This is a genomic window from Streptomyces sp. WAC04114 (assembly GCF_019733245.1).
GTDB classification, from domain to species: Bacteria; Actinomycetota; Actinomycetes; order Streptomycetales; family Streptomycetaceae; genus Streptomyces; species Streptomyces massasporeus_A.
The window spans coordinates 1-16,357 of the sequence record NZ_JAIGQA010000177.1; the positions used below are offsets into that span (position 1 = coordinate 1).

Sequence of the window (16,357 nt, forward strand, 5' to 3'; positions counted from 1 at the left end):
GTCACCGTCACCGCCGTCGTCCAGCACATCGACGGCCACGCCCCCGGAATCCACCGCATCCACGACGGCACCGCGCACCTGCTCCGCCAGGACCCCACCGCCCCCGCCGGCCTGGAGGCCAACTACGGCTACGGCCTGACCCCGGTCAACGGCTGCGGCATCGCCAACGCCCCCCTCACCGTCTTCTTCTCGGTCCGCCCCCGCGACCTCTTCGCCCGCTTCGGCCCGGCCGGCTGGAGCGCCGCCCAGCACGCCTGCGGCTGGGCGGTGCACGGACTGTGCCTGGCCGCCGCCGCGGAGGGCCTGTTCGCCCGGCCGGTCCGGGCGTTCAAGGAGATCCGGACCAAGGAGGTCATCGGCCTGGGCGAGGACGAGACGATCGTCCTGTCGGCGGTGGTCGGCGTGCCGCGCGAGACCGGGGGTGCCGTGCTGGACCTGCGCACGTAAGGCGCTCGAAGACCCGACCGGACGACAAGGAACCCGCATGCCCACCACACCGCACCGCTGGAACGCCTGGCACCTGCACCTCGGCACCACGGCCCGCGGCGCCCACGACCGCGTCCTCACAGAGGTCATCGGCCCCACGGTCGCCGAACTCCCGCCCGGAACCCCCTGGTTCTTCATCCGCTACTGGCAGTCCGGGCCCCACCTGCGGCTGCGCATCGCTGACCTGCCCGAGGGCTCGGACGCGCACGCGCGCGTGGAGCGGGCCCTGCGCGACCGGCTCGCCTTGGCGGGCCGGCTCGCACCGGGCGAGGAGCCGCTGGCGGAGGAGGCCTACCAGCAGGGCGCGTCCCGGCTCGCCGCCGCCGGGGAGACCGGCGTCAACACCTCCGTCCACGCGCTGCTGCCGCCCGGCGTGCACCGCGCCGACTACGACCCCGAGTACGAGCGCTACGGCGGCCCGGACCTCATGCCGGCCGCCGAGTCCCTCTTCCACCGCTCCAGCGAACTCGTCCTCCGCCTGACCCCGCTCGTCACCTCCGAGGCCCGCCGTGCCCGGCTCGCCCTGCGCGGCACGCTGTCCGCCGCGGTCGCCCTCGGCGGCCCGGACGAACGGGCCCACTACTTCGCGCGCGGCCGGGACGCCTGGCGGGCCTGGGCGCGTGACGCCGGGCACCCCGACGAGCTGCTGGACCGGATCACCACCGTCGACCAGGACCCCGCCTCGGCAGGCGTCTCCCCGGACGCCCACGGCCCGTTCACCGACTGGCACGAGGCCCTGACCGCCCACGCCGACGACATCCGGCGGCATTCGCCGGTCCACCCGGGCCTGATCCTCTTCTCGCACGCGCACATGCTCCACAACCGGCTCGGCCTGAGCCTCCTGGAGGAACTGCGCACCTACGCCTGGCTGTCCCACGTCTTCCCCGCACCGACCCCGGCACCCGACCCGACACCCGACCTGGCACCCACGGGGTGATCCCCCGCGCCCGAGGGCGCCCACGCAGAGGCCCGGCCGGATTCCCCTTCACCGGCCGGGCCTCTTTCTGCACGGGCGCCGCGCGGCTCATCCCTCCCGTACGAACACGGCCCGCACCCGCACGAGCAGTTCCGCTCCGACCAGCCCCCGCATGCCGCCGACCCCGCACGCGTGCCGGTCGACCCGGGCGGTGGCCCGTACGACGACCCGCTCGCCCCGCTCGGTGAGCTCGTCGACCGTGAAGGTCACCGGGGTCGCACGGCCCTTGACCTCCAGCCGCGCCGTGAGGCTCAGGTCGTCCGCCAGGCCCTCACCGGCCAGACGCAGTTCGGGATGGCGCTCGGCGTCCAGGAAGCGCGTGCCGCGTACCGCCGTGTCCCGCTGCGGGTTGCCGGTCTCGAAGCCCGCGGCGGCGACGGTGGCGTCGAGGCGGACCAGGCGGCCGTCCGGGGCGATCTCGACGCGGCACGAGCGCACCGGGAACGAGCCGCGCACGGGCAGGAGAAAGAAGTGCCGGCCGGTGAACTCCACGGTGGAGTCCGCCGGTTCGAGGCGCCAGGCGCCGGCCGGTGCGGTGCGCGGGCGGGTGGGGTGGTCCAGGGACATGGTGGGGGTTCCTTCCGGGAGTGGGGGGCGGGACAAGCGCCGAGGGGGCCTCCGGGAGGCCCCCTCGATGGTCGGGACGGGTCGCTCTACTCGGGGCGCGGGTCCCAGCGGAAGCTGCGCACGGCGATCAGGGCGCCGACGACGCCCCAGGCCGCCAGCACGGCCAGTTCCTTCCACTGGAAGCCGCCCTGGTGCGCGAACGGCGCGAGCATGGCGTCGTTGAACGGCTTCACCGGCAGCAGCCCGGCGATGTTGTTCATGACGTCCGAGTGGATCGGGAAGTAGCTGCCGGAGATGAACACCAGCGGGAACTGGATGAACTGCACGACCGCGGGCGCCGCCTCGGAGTTGCGGATCAGCGAGGCCACACCGACGCCGAGCGCGCAGAAGCTGGCCGCGCCGAGCACCAGGGTGAGCGCGAGGGCCAACCAGTCGGCGGGCCACGGCACGCCGTACAGGCGCCCGATGCCGATGACCAGCGCCACGTCGACGACGCTGACGACGACGCAGTGCACGAGCAGGCCCGCGAAGTACACCCAGGCGGGCAGCGGGGTGGCGTGCAGCCGCTTGAGGACACCGGTCTGCCGGCGCATGGCGAGGACGATCGCGAGCTGGCCGTAGCAGGCGCCCAGGACGGAGACGGCCGCGATGGTCGGCGTGTAGTACTGCAGGCCGCTCAGGCCGAAGAAGAAGTCCTCGCCCTCGCTGCCGGAGAACACCGCGCCGAAGACCGAGATGATCACGATGGGCAGGACGAAGGTGAACACCATCGACTGCGGGTTGCGCCAGAACGACAGCTGCTCGTAGCGGATCTGGTGGGCGAGCAGGGCGAGGGAGCCCCGTTCGTCGGGCCGTTCGCGTCCGTCGCGGTCGGTCCGCCGCCGGGTGGTCTCGGTGGTGGTGGGGGGCAGGGTGCTGGTCATCGTCGGCTCCGTCCGGGTCGGCGCCCTCGGCGCGCACGCGCCGCCGAGGGCGGTGTGCTGCCCCGCTCGGTGGACGGGGACGAGGCGTCCTGCTGCGCGTACGCACTGGTCAGCCCCAGGTAGACGTCCTCCAGGGTGGGCTGCTCGACGGTCAGCCGCTCCAGCGGCGTGCCCCGGTCCAGGGCCCAGGAGGTGAGCCGGTGCAGGGCGGCGGTCGGCTCCTCGGCCTCGGCGGTGACGAGGCCGTCCTCGGCGTCGCTGACGGGGATCGGCAGGTCGTCGATGGCGGCACCGGCCGGCAGGGCGAACCGGATCCGGGCGAGGGCGCTGTCGCGTCCGCCGATGGTGTCGGGCGTGCCGGCGGCGACGATCCGGCCGGCGGCGATGACGGCGACGGAGTCGGCCAGGGCCTGCGCCTCGTCCATGTAGTGGGTGGTCAGCAGGATGGTCGTGCCGGCGTCGCGCAGGCTCCGCACGACCTCCCAGGCGCCGCGGCGGGCGCCCGGGTCGAAGCCGGTGGTCGGCTCGTCGAGGAACAGCAGCTTCGGGTCGCCGATCACGCCGAGGGCGAGGTCGAGCCGTCGCTTCTGGCCGCCGGACAGGTCCTTGACCTTCGCCTCCCGCTTCTCGTCCAGGCCGACCAGGCCGATGACCTCGTCGACGTCGCGCGGGGCCGGGTAGTAGCCGGCGTTGCGGGCGATGGTCTCCCGCACGGACAGGTACGGCTCCACGGCGATGTCCTGGAGCACGAGCCCGATCTGCCCGCGCAGCCGGCGTCCGTCGGCCTTGTCGCCGGGGTCGCGGCCGAGGACCCGGACGTCGCCGCCGTCGCGGTGCCGGAAGCCCTCCAGGATCTCCATGGTGGTGGTCTTGCCGGCGCCGTTCGGTCCGAGCAGGGCGAAGATCTCGCCCTCCTCGACGGCGAAGTCGACGCCGCGCACGGCCTCGTGGTCCCCGTACTTCTTGAGCAGGCCCTCGACGGCCACCGCGGTCACCGCGGTCGCTCCACTTCTCGTTCGCGTGTCACCGCGTGCCTCCAGGTGTCGTAACCGGTCTTCTCCTTCCGGAAGTTAGGGCCGGGCGGGGGTGCGGCAGCAGGCGTGGCGGGGGTTTCGATGACGTCCGTCACGCAAGCGGCGACAGTTGTCAGCACGGCGGGGCGTGACGTTGCCGCCCGGTGGCGGGCGCCACATGCTCGGGGACACGACCGATGACAGTGCGTCCACGTCGCCCGCGGCACGGCGGAGTGCGGACGGGGCGCGAAGACCCGGAAGGCGGTCCCTGAGGTGCTGTTGGGCGAAGACACAGGAGGGCGGCGGCTGCCCGGGAACACCGCGGAGCCGGCCGGCGGGGAGCGGCCGACGGTCGCCATCGTCGGCGCGGGCATCGGCGGACTGACCCTGGCCGGCGCGCTGAGCGCGAGCGGCACGCCGTACATGATCCACGAGCAGACCCGTGAACTGGCCGAGGTGGGCGCCGGCGTCCAGCTCTCCCCCAACGCGATCCGCCCGCTGCTGCGCCTCGGTCTCGGCCCGGCGCTGGAGGAGCACGCGGTGCGGATCGACGCGATGGAGGTACGCGGCTGGAACGGGCGGCCCATCGCGCGCACGCCGCTCGGCGCGGACTGCGAGCGCATGTTCGCGGCGCCGTATCTGACGATCCACCGGGCGCATCTGCACGACGCGCTGCTCTCCCTGGTCGACCGGGACCGGCTGGGCCTGGGCCAGAAGCTGAGCGCGGCGCGCGAACTCCCCGGCGGGACGGGCGTGCGCCTCTCCTTCGAGGACGGCTCGGTGCGCGAGGCGGACGTGGTGGTCGGCGCGGACGGCATCCACTCCACGGTCCGCGAGACGCTGCGCCGCGACGAGCCGGTCTACTCGGGCCTGGGCATCTACCGGGGTCTGGTGCCCGTGGACGCGCTGCCCGCCGAGGCCCGTGAGCGTCTGGTGCGGCTGTGGCTCGGCCCGGGCGGGCACTTCGTCGCCTACCCGGTCGCGTCCGGCGCGTACCTCAGTTACGCCGCGACCGTGCCGCTGCCGTCCGACGCGCCGCCGCGCGAGTCCTGGTCCCGGCCCGGTGACCCGGACGAGCTGCGGGCGGTCTTCGGCTCCTGGACGGGCCTGGTCGCCGACATCGTCGCGGCCGTGGAGACGACCCACCAGTGGGCGCTGCACGACCGGCCGCCGCTGCGGACCTGGTCCACCGACCGCATCACGCTGCTCGGTGACGCGGCCCACCCGATGCTGCCGTTCATGGCGCAGGGCGCCAACCAGGCGATCGAGGACGCGATGGACCTGGCCGCCTGCCTGGCCGACGCGCCGGCCGCGGCGATCCCCGAGCGCCTGGCCCACTACGAGGCGCTGCGCATCCCGCGTACGGCCGAGGTCCAGCGCGGCTCCCGCGGCAACGCGGGCATCCTGCACCTCCCGGACGGCCCCGCCCAGCGCCGCCGGGACGCCCGGATGGCGGTCCACGCGGCGCTGCACGACCGTGCGGCGCTCTACGCCCACGAGACGGGCCGCAGCGTGGTGCCCGCACCGGCGTGAGGCGGGGGCACCCCACTTTCCCGTGTTCCGCGTCCCCGGGCGTGAACAGCGGGCAGGATGCACCTAGCTCGTGGTTAGCCGACCGGCCGGGGGAGCCTGCCATGCCGTACGACTCCGTGGAGTGGCCCGCGCGCAGTCTGCTGGGGGCGGTGCCGTCCGAGGCGCGGCGGGAGTTGCTGGGCCTGGGGGTGCCGACGCGGTTCGAGGCCGGGAAGGTGCTGATCGGCGAGGGCGCCCGCGACCGGCACCTGCTGGTGCTGCTGTCCGGCTTCGCCAAGGTGACGGCCCGGGTGGAGAACGGGGAGGAGTCCCTGCTGGCGGTGCGGGTCGGAGGGGACAGTGTCGGTGAGATGGCCGCGCTGGACGGGTCTCCGCGCTCGGCCACGGTGACCGCGTGCGGGCCGCTGACCGCCCAGGTCGTCCAGCCGGCCGCCCTGCACGCCCTGCTGGCCAAGCGGCCGGAGGTGCATCTGGCCCTGACCGGGATCCTGGCCGACCGGCTGCGCTGGGCCAACCGCAGGCGCCTCGACTTCAAGGGCTACCCGGCGAAGGTACGGCTCGCCCGGCTCCTGGTGGAACTCGCGACCTTGTACGGCCGTCCCGTCGAGGGCGGCATGGTGCTCGGCTGCCGGCTCACCCAGCCCGAGCTGGCCGCGCTCACCGGCGCCGCGGAGACGACCGTCCACAAGGGGCTGCGCGACCTGCGCCGGGACGGGCTGCTGGAGACGGGCTACGGCTCCACCGTCATACGGGATCTGCACCGGCTCCGGGACATCGGCGACCTGCCGCCGGAGGAGTGACCGGGTCAGCCCAGCACCGGCCGCAGCACCACGAGCAGCCCCGCGCTGAGGCCCATCACCGCCGTGCAGATCACGGCCGCCGTGACGCACCGGTACTTGCGCACCGCCACCTGCGACAGGAACCGGATCGTCCGGGAGAGCTCCTCGCGCTCCGCGTCGGGGTCGTGGTCGCCACTGCCGCGGGCGGGCAGGATGTCGGGGCCCGAGGCGAGGTGGACGAAGCTGTAGCGGTTGACGCCGGCGGGGCGCAGGACCCGGGGGCGCAGGGTGGCGGCGAGGAATCCCGCCCCGCCGAACATCGCGCAGAGGAACAGGGCGAGCAGCAGACCGGCGGCCACGCCCGCCGGACCGCCCGCGGACGCGGCGCGCAGGGCCGGGGCGCTCCAGTAGCCTGCCGTGCCGACGAGCGCGGCCTGGGCCGCGGCGAGGATCCCGGCCTTGGTGTCGGCGTGCTGGTGGGTGGTCTGCAGGGCGCCGAACATGAACTGCGCGGGGCGGCTGTCGGGGCGGGTACCGGTGGACGACGGCATGCTGCTCCTTGTGGGACCGGTGGGCTGTTCGCCCTGTGGTGGGCCGGGTGTGCGCTGCTTCCAGTACGCCCCGGAACCGGCCACGGAACCCGGGATTTCTGCGGGATTGCGGACTTCGGTGGTCAGTCGTCATCACCAACGTGCCGAACCCGTCCGTAACTTCATGCCACCGCTGTATGTTTCCGCACCTTTCCGCATCCCGTATTTCGACGGGGTTCCGGGCGGACGCCGCGTGTAGGACTGGCCTACCGGCGTCCGCCTCTGGGGGGAGCGGACGCCGGTGTCTGCCGGAGTGCGCCCTCACATCCGATCCCGGGGTGCGGCTCCACTTTCAGTGAGCGGGGAGTTCAGGCATGGGAACGTTCGGTCGCAGACTGCTGCTGGCGGTCGACGCGAAAGGGTATGGCGGCGTCGACGTGGTGACGCAGCGCGAGTGGCAGGAGGCGATCCGGCGGCTGCTCGAAGAGGCGGCCCAGGTGGCCGGGCTCGACTGGGAGCAGTGGGTGACGCAGGTCGGCGGTGACTCCGTGTTCGCGGTTCTGCCGCAGGGGGCGTCCGAGCCCGGTCTGGTCGACCCGTTCATGCGGCAGCTGGAGTCCGGGCTGCGCACGTTCAACCGCAATCGGCGCGACGAGGCCTGGCTGCGGCTGCGGGCCGCGGTGCACTTCGGCACCGCCTCGCCCGCGGCCAACGGCTTCGAGGGCCGCGCCCCGGTCGAGATCGGCCGGCTGCTGGACAGCAGGGTGCTGAAGGCGGCGCTGGCCGCGGCTCCGGAGGCGCACCTGGCGCTCGCGGTCTCCGCGACCGTCTTCAACGACGTGATCGGCGAGGCGTACACGACGATCCGGCCCCAGGAGTTCCGCGAGGTGCGCGTCGCGGAGAAGGAGTACGCGGGGCGGGCGTGGATCCGGGTGCCGGGGTACGACGCGAAGAGCCTCGATCTCGGGGTCGCCGAACCCGGCGCGGAAGGGGGCCCGGGGGGCGCGGAAGCTGCCGTCATGCGCCCCCCGAGCGCCCCAACTGCACCGGGTGACACGGTAGTTCAGGTCATCAACGGAACCGTTCACGCCCAGGGTGCCGTCTTCGGGATCTCCAAGTGACCTGAGTGACGGCCGAGGATGAACGAGCAACACGAGGAACACAGCGAGCACAGCGCCGCGCCCCGGCCCGAACCGGACGCGCACCACTCGGACGACGCGCCGGACACCCCGGCCGCACATACGCCTCCCGATCCGAAGCCGGAACCAGAACCGGAACCGGAACTGGCGAGCACGGTCGAGCCCGAGCCCCAGCAGGATCCACCCGGGCCGGCGAAGCCGACGGCCCCCGCCGGCCCGCCCGGGCAGGTCCACCACAACAACGTCAACCAGTACTTCTACGGAGAACTCAACGCCTCCGGTGCCCAGTTCGGCCTCGGCACCGCCGGATCCGACAATGCCCGACGGCGCGCCGTCGGCCGCCTCGACGCGGGGGAAGCGGACGCGATCCTCGCGCCGTACGTCAAGCCCGCCTGCTTCGAGCGGGCCGTGCTCGCCCTGGAGCAGGACGCGGTCGTGGTCCTGGTGGGGCCCCCGGGTTCGGGCAAGCGGTCCGGAGCGGTGGCGCTGGTCGACGCCCTCGCGGACGGGTCGGAGTACGTCGTGCTCTCCCCGGGCCGCAGCCTGGACGACCTCGCGAGCGGGAAGGTCGCCTTCGAGAAGGGTGTCGGCTACGTCCTGCTCGACCGGACCGGCGAGGACAGCTCCCAGACGGCGGACTTCGACTGGCGACGCGTACGCGACACCGTCCGCGAGCACGACGCCCACCTGGTCGTCACCACCGTGCACCCGGTGGACGGCGCTGTCGTGGAGTCGGTGCGGCACGTGCCGTGGCACCTTCCGGACCTCACGGCCGTCCTGCGGGTTCGGCTGGCGCGGGCCGGGTGCGCCGAGGACACCGTTGAGCGGGCCGCGGCGCTGATGCCCGAAGGGTGCCGGATCGCGGAGGTCGCGGCGGCCGCCGGGCGGATCGCGTGCGGCGGAGCACCGGAGGAGGTCTGGCAGGACTACGGCAGCAGCGCGGCGCAGCCCGTGCGCGAGTGGTTCCTCCGGGAGCGCACGCCGCAGGAATGGGCCGAGGTCACGACGCTGGCCTTCGTCAACGGCGCCGGCTACCGGGACTTCGAGACCTGCCAGGAGCGGCTGGAGGGCTGGGTGGCGCCGGCGTTCCCGGAGCCCGTCACCGAGGAGGAGCAGAGCGCGGCGGCCCGGCGTGCCGTGGACCGCCGGCTGTCGCTGTCCCGCAACGCGCTCGTCGCCGTGGAGGAGCGCAAGAACGGCGCGCTCACCCGGACCGCGCTGGTCTTCCCGCATCCACAGTACCGGCAGTGGGCGCTGGAGGAGCTGTGGACCAAGCGGTCCACGCCGTACTGGAACGGCGTACGGGACTGGCTCACCGAACTCGTCGCCGCCCAGCCGGGGCTGGGGCTGCAGCTGTCGGTGGCGCAGGGTCTGGCGCTGCTCGCCCGGCCCGCCTTCGACGAGGTCGCCGACAACTACCTGCACCCGTGGGCGGGCGGCACCGCCGGGCCCGCCGGGCAGTCGACGGCCACACTGGTGCTGCAGTGCATGTGCCTGGACGAGAGTCTCGCCGCCACCGCGCTGGGTCTCGCCCGGGGCTGGGCCCGCTCCCACGACCCGGCGCTGCGCTCGACCGCCGCGGCCGCGTTCAGCGGCGCACTGGGCGTGCGCTTCCCCACGGACGCCGTCACGAACCTGCTCCGGCTGATCGTCCGGCGTGGCGGGCTGCCCGTGGACGCGGCGTTCGCGCTGGCCGGGCTGGTCGCGGTGCTCGCGGAGTGCGGGCAGGACACCGGCGCGGTGCTCCGGCCCCTGGCCTACCGGCTGCGCCGGCACCGCGAGACGCTGACCGGTCAGCCCAAGGAGAACGTCCTGGGCGCCGCGATGACCGTCCTGCGCGCCCGGGACGCGCGGACCGGGCGGCTGGTGTGCGCCGCGCTGCTGGAGCGGGACGCCCGGCAGACCACCACGATCGGCCAGGTGTGGGCGGGCGTCCTGGACAACCTGCCGCGCCGGGGCCGGGCCCTGGCGGCCCTGTACGCCACCCTGCGCGAGCTGCCGGCCGTGTCCGAACATCCGGAGAGGCTGGCCGGGCGGTTCGGCCACGCCCTGGGCGCGGCCCTGCCGGCGGACGACCGTCCGCCGCTGGCCGGCGCGCTGCGGCAGGTCGCCGCCCGCGCCGACGAGGCGGTCACCGACCTCGTCGAGATCTTCCTTACCGCCGTACTGAGCACGGAGGGCTGACAGGCATGGCTGAGAAATACCCGCTCGTCGAGCAGCGGGAGTACGGGCGGCCGGAGAAGCGCGGCGGCCTCTGGCGCAAGCGGGTGACGCGCGGCGACGACGAGCTGCCCAGGATGGCCGCCCACCAGGTACGGATCTTCCGGGTCGGCGAGGAGTACGTCGAGGACCACGGACAGCTGCGCGCCGACGACCCGGTGGTGGTCGACGCCAGCTCGGTCACCGTCGTGGACCGGCGTATCGAGGTCCCCGTCGTCGTGGAGACGCGGATCCCCTCGGCGGAGGCGGGCGACTTCACCGTACGGGCCTGGTTCCACTGCACGGTCACCGACCCGTGCGCGGTCGTACGCGACGGGGTGACCGACGTGGAGGCGCTGCTGCTCGCCCATCTGCGCGAGGTGCCCGGCCTGACCGAGGACGGCAGCGACCTGCCCGTCGTCGACACCGCCGCCGTGCGTACCCGGATCGACGCCCGGCTGACCGCGTACCACGAGATGCGGCCCTCCGTCGTGTCGGGGATCCGGGCCCGGCACGGGGTGATCGAGGTTCTGTCGCCCGAGGAGATGTCCGCGTACGTCGCGGAGATGGAGAGGACCCGCCGGGACCGCGAACGCGACCGCCGGCGGGAGGAGATGGAGCAGGAGGCGGCCCTGGACCGGGCCCTGCGCGAGGCCGAACTGGAGCTGAAGCGCGAGGAGATCCGCAGCCTGCAGGCGGTGCGCAAGGAGCGCAACCGGCAGCAGGAGGAGACGCTGCGCAGCGGCTACGAGCGCGAGTCCGGGGCCGAGCAGCAGGACTACGAGCTGGAGATCGAGCGCCGGCGCAACCGTTTCACCCGGGCCGAGATCGAGGACGACATCAAGCTGATCGGCTCCGACCCGGTCGCCGCCGACTATCTCGCCTGGCGCAACGGCGACATCAGCGCCGACGAGCTGTCCCAGCGGTTACACGCGGCCGAGGAGCGCTGGGACTCCCGCAAGGACGACCGGCTGCGCCTGGACCGGGACTACGAGCTCACCCGCCGCGGCCTGGACCGGGAGGACGAGCGCTGGCAGGTCGAACGCGATGACCGCCGCCACGAGCTGACCCGCAAGGAGGAGCGGGAGGAGACCGCCGCCGAGCGGGCGGAGAGGGCCCGGCGCTGGGACCTGGAGCACCAGGACAGTCTGCGCCGGCGCATCGAGAAGCGGGAGGACGCCAAGGAACTCCGGCGCGACCAGCACGAGCTGGCCAAGCAGCAGCTCACGGTGCGCGCCACCCTCGGCAAACAGGCCATCGACCGGGGCCTGTTCGACAGCACCATGTACGACGCGGGCGCCTTCATCAACAGCGTCGGCGACGTCCCCTACAACCAGACCACGCCGCAGGGCACCGGTCCCGAGGCTCCGCAGCCGGAGCTGAAGGGCGAGGTGAAGGGCACGCTGCGCCGGGCGCCCGAACGGCCCGCCTCCGACACCGAGGCCGCCGCGGACGACACCGACGTCGATGACTTCGACCCCGCGAACCAGGAGGGGAGCCTTGGCCACTGACACCCCGCTCCGCCCGGCCGACAGTGCCGCCTACGACGACGACCGGGGCGGCGGCCAGTCGCGCCCGGCGCCGCCGGCGTACGGCTGGGCCCCCCGGTTGCGCCGCCTCATCGGCATCGAGGAGGGACTCCTCTCCTGGGTGCCGGAGGAGCGTCCCCGCTACACCTGGTACGGCGCCCTCGTCGTCAACACGGCGCTGCTGGGCGCGATCTCGATGGTCCTGGCGCTGTCCAGTTTCCGCTCCGACCTGCCGCCGGCGGCGGTCCTCGGGGTCGCCGTGGTCTGGTTCTGGGTGATCCTGGCCCTGGACAGCTGGCTGGTCTCCAGCACCCACGGCACCGGAGTCCGCAAATGGACGCTGCTCGCCCGCTTCTTCCTCTCGGTGCTGCTGGGCCTGTTCATCGCCGAACCGATCCTCTTCCAGATCTTCGACAAGGAGATCCGCCAGGAGATCTCCGTCGGCAACGAGCAGCGGGTCGCCGACTACCGGGGCATGCTCGTCTCCTGCAACCCGACCGACGGCGCCGCCACCACCGGCCGCGCCGAGTGCGCCCGCTACCAGCTGAAGGTGGCGGGCTCCCCGGCGGAACTGGCCCGCCAGATCGACGCCAACAGCGACCGTGCGGCAGCCCTGCGTACCCAGGTCGCCGGCATCAACAAGACCCTGAACGGCAAGCTCGCCACGGAACAGCGCCTGTGCGGCCCGAAGTACTGGATCTGGCGGGGCGGCGTCCGGGACGTCACCATCACCTGCGAACGGGCCCGGAAGGCCACGTCGGAGTACGAGAAGAACAGCAAGGTCAAGACGTACGAGAAGCAGCTGGAGGACATGGTCGCGGAGGGCCGGGCCCTGTCCGCCCGCAAGGACCGGGCCGCCGACGGCTACCAGCCCGTGCTCCAGAAGGCCATCGACGACAAGACCCGGCAGCGGGCCGCCGACCTGGACACCGATGGCATCCTCACCCGCGCCCACGGCCTCAAGGAGGTCGCCGGGTCGGACGGCTTCGCCCTCTTCCTGACGATCGTGCTGCACCTGCTCCTGCTCTGCCTGGACGCCATGCCCGTCCTCGCCAAGGTCCTCAGCGGCGCCACGGTGTACGACACCCTCCTCGGCGCCCGGCACCGCACGAGCCGCAGGCTGTACACCGAGGAGCTCGAGGTCCAGCAGACCTGCGCCCGCATGGAGCACGACGTCCGTCGCCACCGCGTCCAGCTGGAGGCGGCCGACCGCATGGGCCGTCTGGATCAGGAGTACCAGCGGGCCCATGCGGAGCGCGCGGCGGCGGAACGGGCGGAACTGGACGCGAGGATGGAGCGGATCATGCGGACGCGAGGCACCGGCACGCTGGTTTGATCCGGAAACCCGTCGAAACATTCGATGATCGGAACCCTGCCCTCCACACTGGTCGGGCAGGGTTCTTCTCATTCCTCAAGCTCAACACCCTGCCGAACAGAACATATCCACCGCCAGGCACCTTGAGTGGGCAACGAATATTTCGCAACCGTCGCCGAAACTATTGACAGTTGACAGGGTCATACCAACACTCCCGGGTGACAGAGCGCCTCCATCGACCCCCCGCACACGAGGAGGAAGCACCCCATGACCCACGCCCTCGGCCGCTTACGGCTGCTGCTCAGCAGCACCGTCACCCTGCTGCTGGTCGCCGTCGCCGCCCTCGCCCTGCCGGGCACCGCGCACGCCGACACCGTCATCACCAGGAACCAGACGGGCACCGACAACGGCTACTACTACTCGTTCTGGACGGACGCGCCGGGCACGGTGTCCATGACCCTGTCCTCCGGCGGCAGTTACAGCACGTCCTGGCGGAACACCGGGAACTTCGTCGCCGGCAAGGGCTGGAGCAACGGCTCCCGTCGCACCGTGACCTACTCGGGCTCGTTCAACCCGTCCGGCAACGCCTACCTGACCCTCTACGGCTGGACGGCGAACCCGCTCGTCGAGTACTACATCGTCGACAACTGGGGCACCTACCGGCCCACGGGCCAGTACAAGGGCACCGTCACCAGCGACGGCGGCACGTACGACATCTACAAGACGACCCGGTACAACGCCCCGTCCGTCGAGGGCACGAAGACCTTCGACCAGTACTGGAGCGTGCGTCAGCAGAAGCGGACGGGCGGCACCATCACGACCGGCAACCACTTCGACGCGTGGGGCCGGGCCGGGATGCCCCTCGGCGACTTCAAGTACTACATGATCATGGCGACCGAGGGCTACCAGAGCAGCGGCAACTCCAGCATCAGGGTGGGCTAGTGGCGACGACGACACGGGTGCTGGCCGTCCTCGCGGCGGCCGCCGCCCTCACCGCCCCGGCCACGGCCTCGACCGCCGCCCCGGCGCGGGCCGCCGCCTGCACCGGATACGTCGGACTCACCTTCGACGACGGCCCGTCCGGCACCACCGCGAGCCTGCTCAACGCCCTCAGGCAGAACGGGCTGCGGGCCACCCTGTTCAACACGGGCCAGAACGCGGCCGCCAACCCGTCCCTGGTCCGGGCCCAGGTGACGGCCGGGATGTGGGTCGCCAACCACAGCTACACCCATCCGCACCTGACCCGGCTGAGCCAGGCGCAGATCGACTCCGAGATCTCCCGCACCCAGCAGGCCGTCGCCAACGCGGGAGGCGGCACACCGAAACTGTTCCGCCCGCCGTACGGCGAGACGAACGCGACGGTGAAGTCGGTCGCGGCCCGCCACGGCCTGACCGAGATCATCAGGCACGTCGACTCCCAGGACTGGAACGGCGCGAGCACCGACGCGATCGTCCAGTCCGTCGCCCGCCTCACCAACGGCCAGGTCATCCTCATGCACGACTGGCCGGCCAACACCCTGGCGGCCGTCCCCCGCATCGCCCAGACCCTGGCCTCCCGAGGCCTGTGCGCGGGGGCGATCTCCCCGCAGACGGGTCGCGCGGTGGCCCCCTGAGAGCCCGTGGCGCGGCGGCGGCGGCCGCCGCGCCACGGGTCGTTCCGGCGGGACGGCCCGGGGCGGGCGACGTGCGGGCACGTGAACGCATGTCGTACTTGAGTACGCGTGCTCATGACGACCCCCGCACCGCCCCCCGATCCTGGTCGTATGACGAATCGGGGAATCGTGGCGGCCGGGGCCGCGCTCGTCGGCGGGGTGCCTGTGGCCGCCTGGGGGCTGATGGGGCAGCAGAACTACGCCGGGCTGCCGGCCAGTGAGCTGGACTACGCGTTCCGGCCGTGGGACATCGGGGACGGCGTGGCCGCCGTCGCCGGCGGGCTCGGGGTGGTGCTGGCGGTGGCCGGTGCGGTGGTGCTCGTGCGGCGGTCCCTGCGCGGGGCGATGGACCAGCGGTGGTGGGGGGTGCTCGGGCCGCTGGTGGCGCTCGGGCTCATGGCCGGTGTGGGATGGCGGATCCTGACCGCGGGGGGTGTCGGAGCCAACATCGGAGCCGGGCTGCTGATCATCTTCGGTACGCCGATCGCCGCCGGGCTGCTGCTGTGGTCCCTGGCGTGGGCGTTCTGGCTGGCCACGCAGGGCCGTGGGCACGAGGGCGGCGGCGGGTTGGGTGGCCTCGCCTCCCGCGGGGTGTAGCGACCGAGGTGTGCAGCGACCGAGGTGTGCAGCAACCGTTCTCGTGGCCGAAACTCCACGGCAGGGTGGTGGCGGGAGGGACAACACCGTTACCGCACCGGCACGTTCGTCTAGGTTGGTGAGCCGGTCCCCCTTCCCCGCCCCCCCCAGGAGGCCCCGCCGTGTCCGACGACCGCCTGCGCGACCGCATCGACACCTCCAAGCCGCACTCGGCCCGCTTCTGGAACTACTTCGTCGGCGGCAAGGACAACTACGAGGTCGACCGCGAGATCGGCGACCAGATCAAGTCGATCTTCCCGGGCCTCGTCGACGTGGCGGTCACGAGCCGCCGGTTCCTGGGGCGGGCCGTCGGCTACCTCGCCGGTGAGCAGGGTGTACGCCAGTTCCTGGACGTCGGCACCGGGCTGCCCACCGCCGACAACACGCACGAGGTCGCCCAGCGCGTCGCACCCGACGCCCGGATCGTCTACGTCGACAACGACCCCATCGTGCTGGCCCACGCGAACGCCCTGCTCACCAGCACCCGTGAGGGCAGGACCGCGTACCTGGACGCCGACCTGTACGACCCCGAGGCCGTCCTGAAGGCCGCCGCCGGCACGCTCGACCTGTCCCGGCCGGTCGGCCTGATGATCCTCAACACCCTCGGCCACGTCGCCGACTACGGGCAGGCGCGCGAGCTGGTGCGGCGGCTCATGGCCGGGCTGCCGTCCGGCAGTCACCTGGTGATCAGCGACAGCACCGCGACCAGCGAGGGCATGATCGCCGCGTCGGAGGCGTACAACGCGAGTGGAGCGGTGCCGTACTACGTCCGGCCGGTGGCCGAGATCGCCGGGTTCTTCGACGGACTGGAGCTGGTGGAGCCGGGGGTGGTGAGGGTTCCCGAGTGGCGGGCGGAGACCTCCGGTGATGCCGGTTCCGGTGCTGTCGGTTCTGATGCCGTGGATGCGTACTGCGGGGTGGGGCGGAAGGTCTAGGTGCGTGGTCCGGTGCGGCGGGGTGGGAGCTGGTCGCGCAGTTCCCCGCGCCCCCCGGAAGGTGCCTCGCCGCGCGGGCCCGTCGCGTAGTATCGCGCGCCCCCAAGAAGGTGCCCCCGGCCGGCCTCCCGTCACCCGTCCGGGT

At 72.9% G+C, this 16,357-nt stretch carries 16 protein-coding genes; 12 read left to right on the top strand and 4 right to left on the bottom strand.

Annotated features, from left to right (window positions below):
- Nucleotides 1–447, top strand: a 447-nt coding sequence (locus K4G64_RS32030) for a nitroreductase family protein (protein WP_221759432.1), incomplete at its 5' end; no start/stop codon positions are given.
- Nucleotides 448–484: 37 nt separating this feature from the next.
- Nucleotides 485–1,423: a thiopeptide-type bacteriocin biosynthesis protein gene (locus K4G64_RS32035; protein ID WP_221759433.1), complete on the top strand. Its 939-nt coding sequence runs from the start codon at nt 485–487 to the stop codon at nt 1,421–1,423.
- Nucleotides 1,424–1,510: 87 nt separating this feature from the next.
- Here K4G64_RS32035 and K4G64_RS32040 read toward each other — a convergent pair whose 3' ends face one another.
- The 3 genes from K4G64_RS32040 to K4G64_RS32050 form a co-directional block, all read right to left on the bottom strand.
- Nucleotides 1,511–2,029, bottom strand: a complete 519-nt coding sequence (locus tag K4G64_RS32040; RefSeq protein ID WP_221759434.1) for a YceI family protein — start codon at nt 2,027–2,029, stop codon at nt 1,511–1,513.
- A gap of 86 nt (nt 2,030–2,115) precedes the next feature.
- Nucleotides 2,116–2,952, bottom strand: coding sequence for an ABC transporter permease (locus K4G64_RS32045; RefSeq protein WP_221759435.1), 837 nt, complete (start codon nt 2,950–2,952; stop codon nt 2,116–2,118).
- A complete protein-coding gene (locus K4G64_RS32050; protein ID WP_221759436.1) occupies nt 2,949–3,947 on the bottom strand; it encodes an ABC transporter ATP-binding protein in 999 nt (332 codons plus the stop codon). Before K4G64_RS32050 ends, K4G64_RS32045 begins: the two co-directional genes overlap by 4 nt.
- Before the next feature lie 291 nt (nt 3,948–4,238).
- Here K4G64_RS32050 and K4G64_RS32055 point away from each other — a divergent pair, with 291 nt between their 5' ends.
- Both K4G64_RS32055 and K4G64_RS32060 read left to right on the top strand, forming a co-directional pair.
- The gene (locus tag K4G64_RS32055; RefSeq protein ID WP_221759437.1) at nt 4,239–5,498 is read left to right on the top strand and encodes an FAD-dependent monooxygenase; all 1,260 of its coding nucleotides are present in this window, start codon (nt 4,239–4,241) and stop codon (nt 5,496–5,498) included.
- A gap of 101 nt (nt 5,499–5,599) precedes the next feature.
- Nucleotides 5,600–6,298, top strand: a complete 699-nt coding sequence (locus K4G64_RS32060) for a Crp/Fnr family transcriptional regulator (RefSeq protein ID WP_221759438.1) — start codon at nt 5,600–5,602, stop codon at nt 6,296–6,298.
- Nucleotides 6,299–6,303: 5 nt separating this feature from the next.
- On the opposite strand, the gene K4G64_RS32065 is transcribed toward K4G64_RS32060, so the two are convergent.
- The gene (locus tag K4G64_RS32065) at nt 6,304–6,828 is read right to left on the bottom strand and encodes a Pycsar system effector family protein (protein ID WP_221759439.1); all 525 of its coding nucleotides are present in this window, start codon (nt 6,826–6,828) and stop codon (nt 6,304–6,306) included.
- A gap of 353 nt (nt 6,829–7,181) precedes the next feature.
- Between K4G64_RS32065 and K4G64_RS32070 the strand changes: the two genes are divergently transcribed.
- From K4G64_RS32070 to K4G64_RS32105, 8 genes are all read left to right on the top strand, one after another.
- Nucleotides 7,182–7,928 carry a hypothetical protein gene (locus K4G64_RS32070; RefSeq protein WP_221759440.1) on the top strand — a complete coding sequence of 249 codons (747 nt, stop codon included), beginning with the start codon at nt 7,182–7,184 and terminating at the stop codon, nt 7,926–7,928.
- Between the two features lie 18 nt (nt 7,929–7,946).
- Complete coding sequence (locus tag K4G64_RS32075; protein WP_221759441.1) at nt 7,947–10,130, top strand: hypothetical protein; 2,184 nt, start codon at nt 7,947–7,949, stop codon at nt 10,128–10,130.
- A 5-nt stretch (nt 10,131–10,135) separates the two neighbouring features.
- Nucleotides 10,136–11,656 carry a hypothetical protein gene (locus K4G64_RS32080; protein WP_260461265.1) on the top strand — a complete coding sequence of 507 codons (1,521 nt, stop codon included), beginning with the start codon at nt 10,136–10,138 and terminating at the stop codon, nt 11,654–11,656.
- Nucleotides 11,646–13,010, top strand: coding sequence for a DUF4407 domain-containing protein (locus K4G64_RS32085; RefSeq protein WP_221759442.1), 1,365 nt, complete (start codon nt 11,646–11,648; stop codon nt 13,008–13,010). Before K4G64_RS32080 ends, K4G64_RS32085 begins: the two co-directional genes overlap by 11 nt.
- Before the next feature lie 246 nt (nt 13,011–13,256).
- Nucleotides 13,257–13,931 carry a glycoside hydrolase family 11 protein gene (locus K4G64_RS32090; RefSeq protein ID WP_260461266.1) on the top strand — a complete coding sequence of 225 codons (675 nt, stop codon included), beginning with the start codon at nt 13,257–13,259 and terminating at the stop codon, nt 13,929–13,931.
- Nucleotides 13,931–14,602, top strand: coding sequence for a polysaccharide deacetylase family protein (locus K4G64_RS32095; RefSeq protein ID WP_221759443.1), 672 nt, complete (start codon nt 13,931–13,933; stop codon nt 14,600–14,602). Before K4G64_RS32090 ends, K4G64_RS32095 begins: the two co-directional genes overlap by 1 nt.
- Nucleotides 14,603–14,752: 150 nt before the next feature.
- The gene (locus tag K4G64_RS32100; RefSeq protein ID WP_221759444.1) at nt 14,753–15,238 is read left to right on the top strand and encodes a hypothetical protein; all 486 of its coding nucleotides are present in this window, start codon (nt 14,753–14,755) and stop codon (nt 15,236–15,238) included.
- A 161-nt stretch (nt 15,239–15,399) separates the two neighbouring features.
- Entirely contained in the window at nt 15,400–16,212 is an 813-nt protein-coding gene (locus K4G64_RS32105) for an SAM-dependent methyltransferase (RefSeq protein ID WP_221759445.1), read from the top strand.
- Nucleotides 16,213–16,357: the final 145 nt, after the last annotated feature.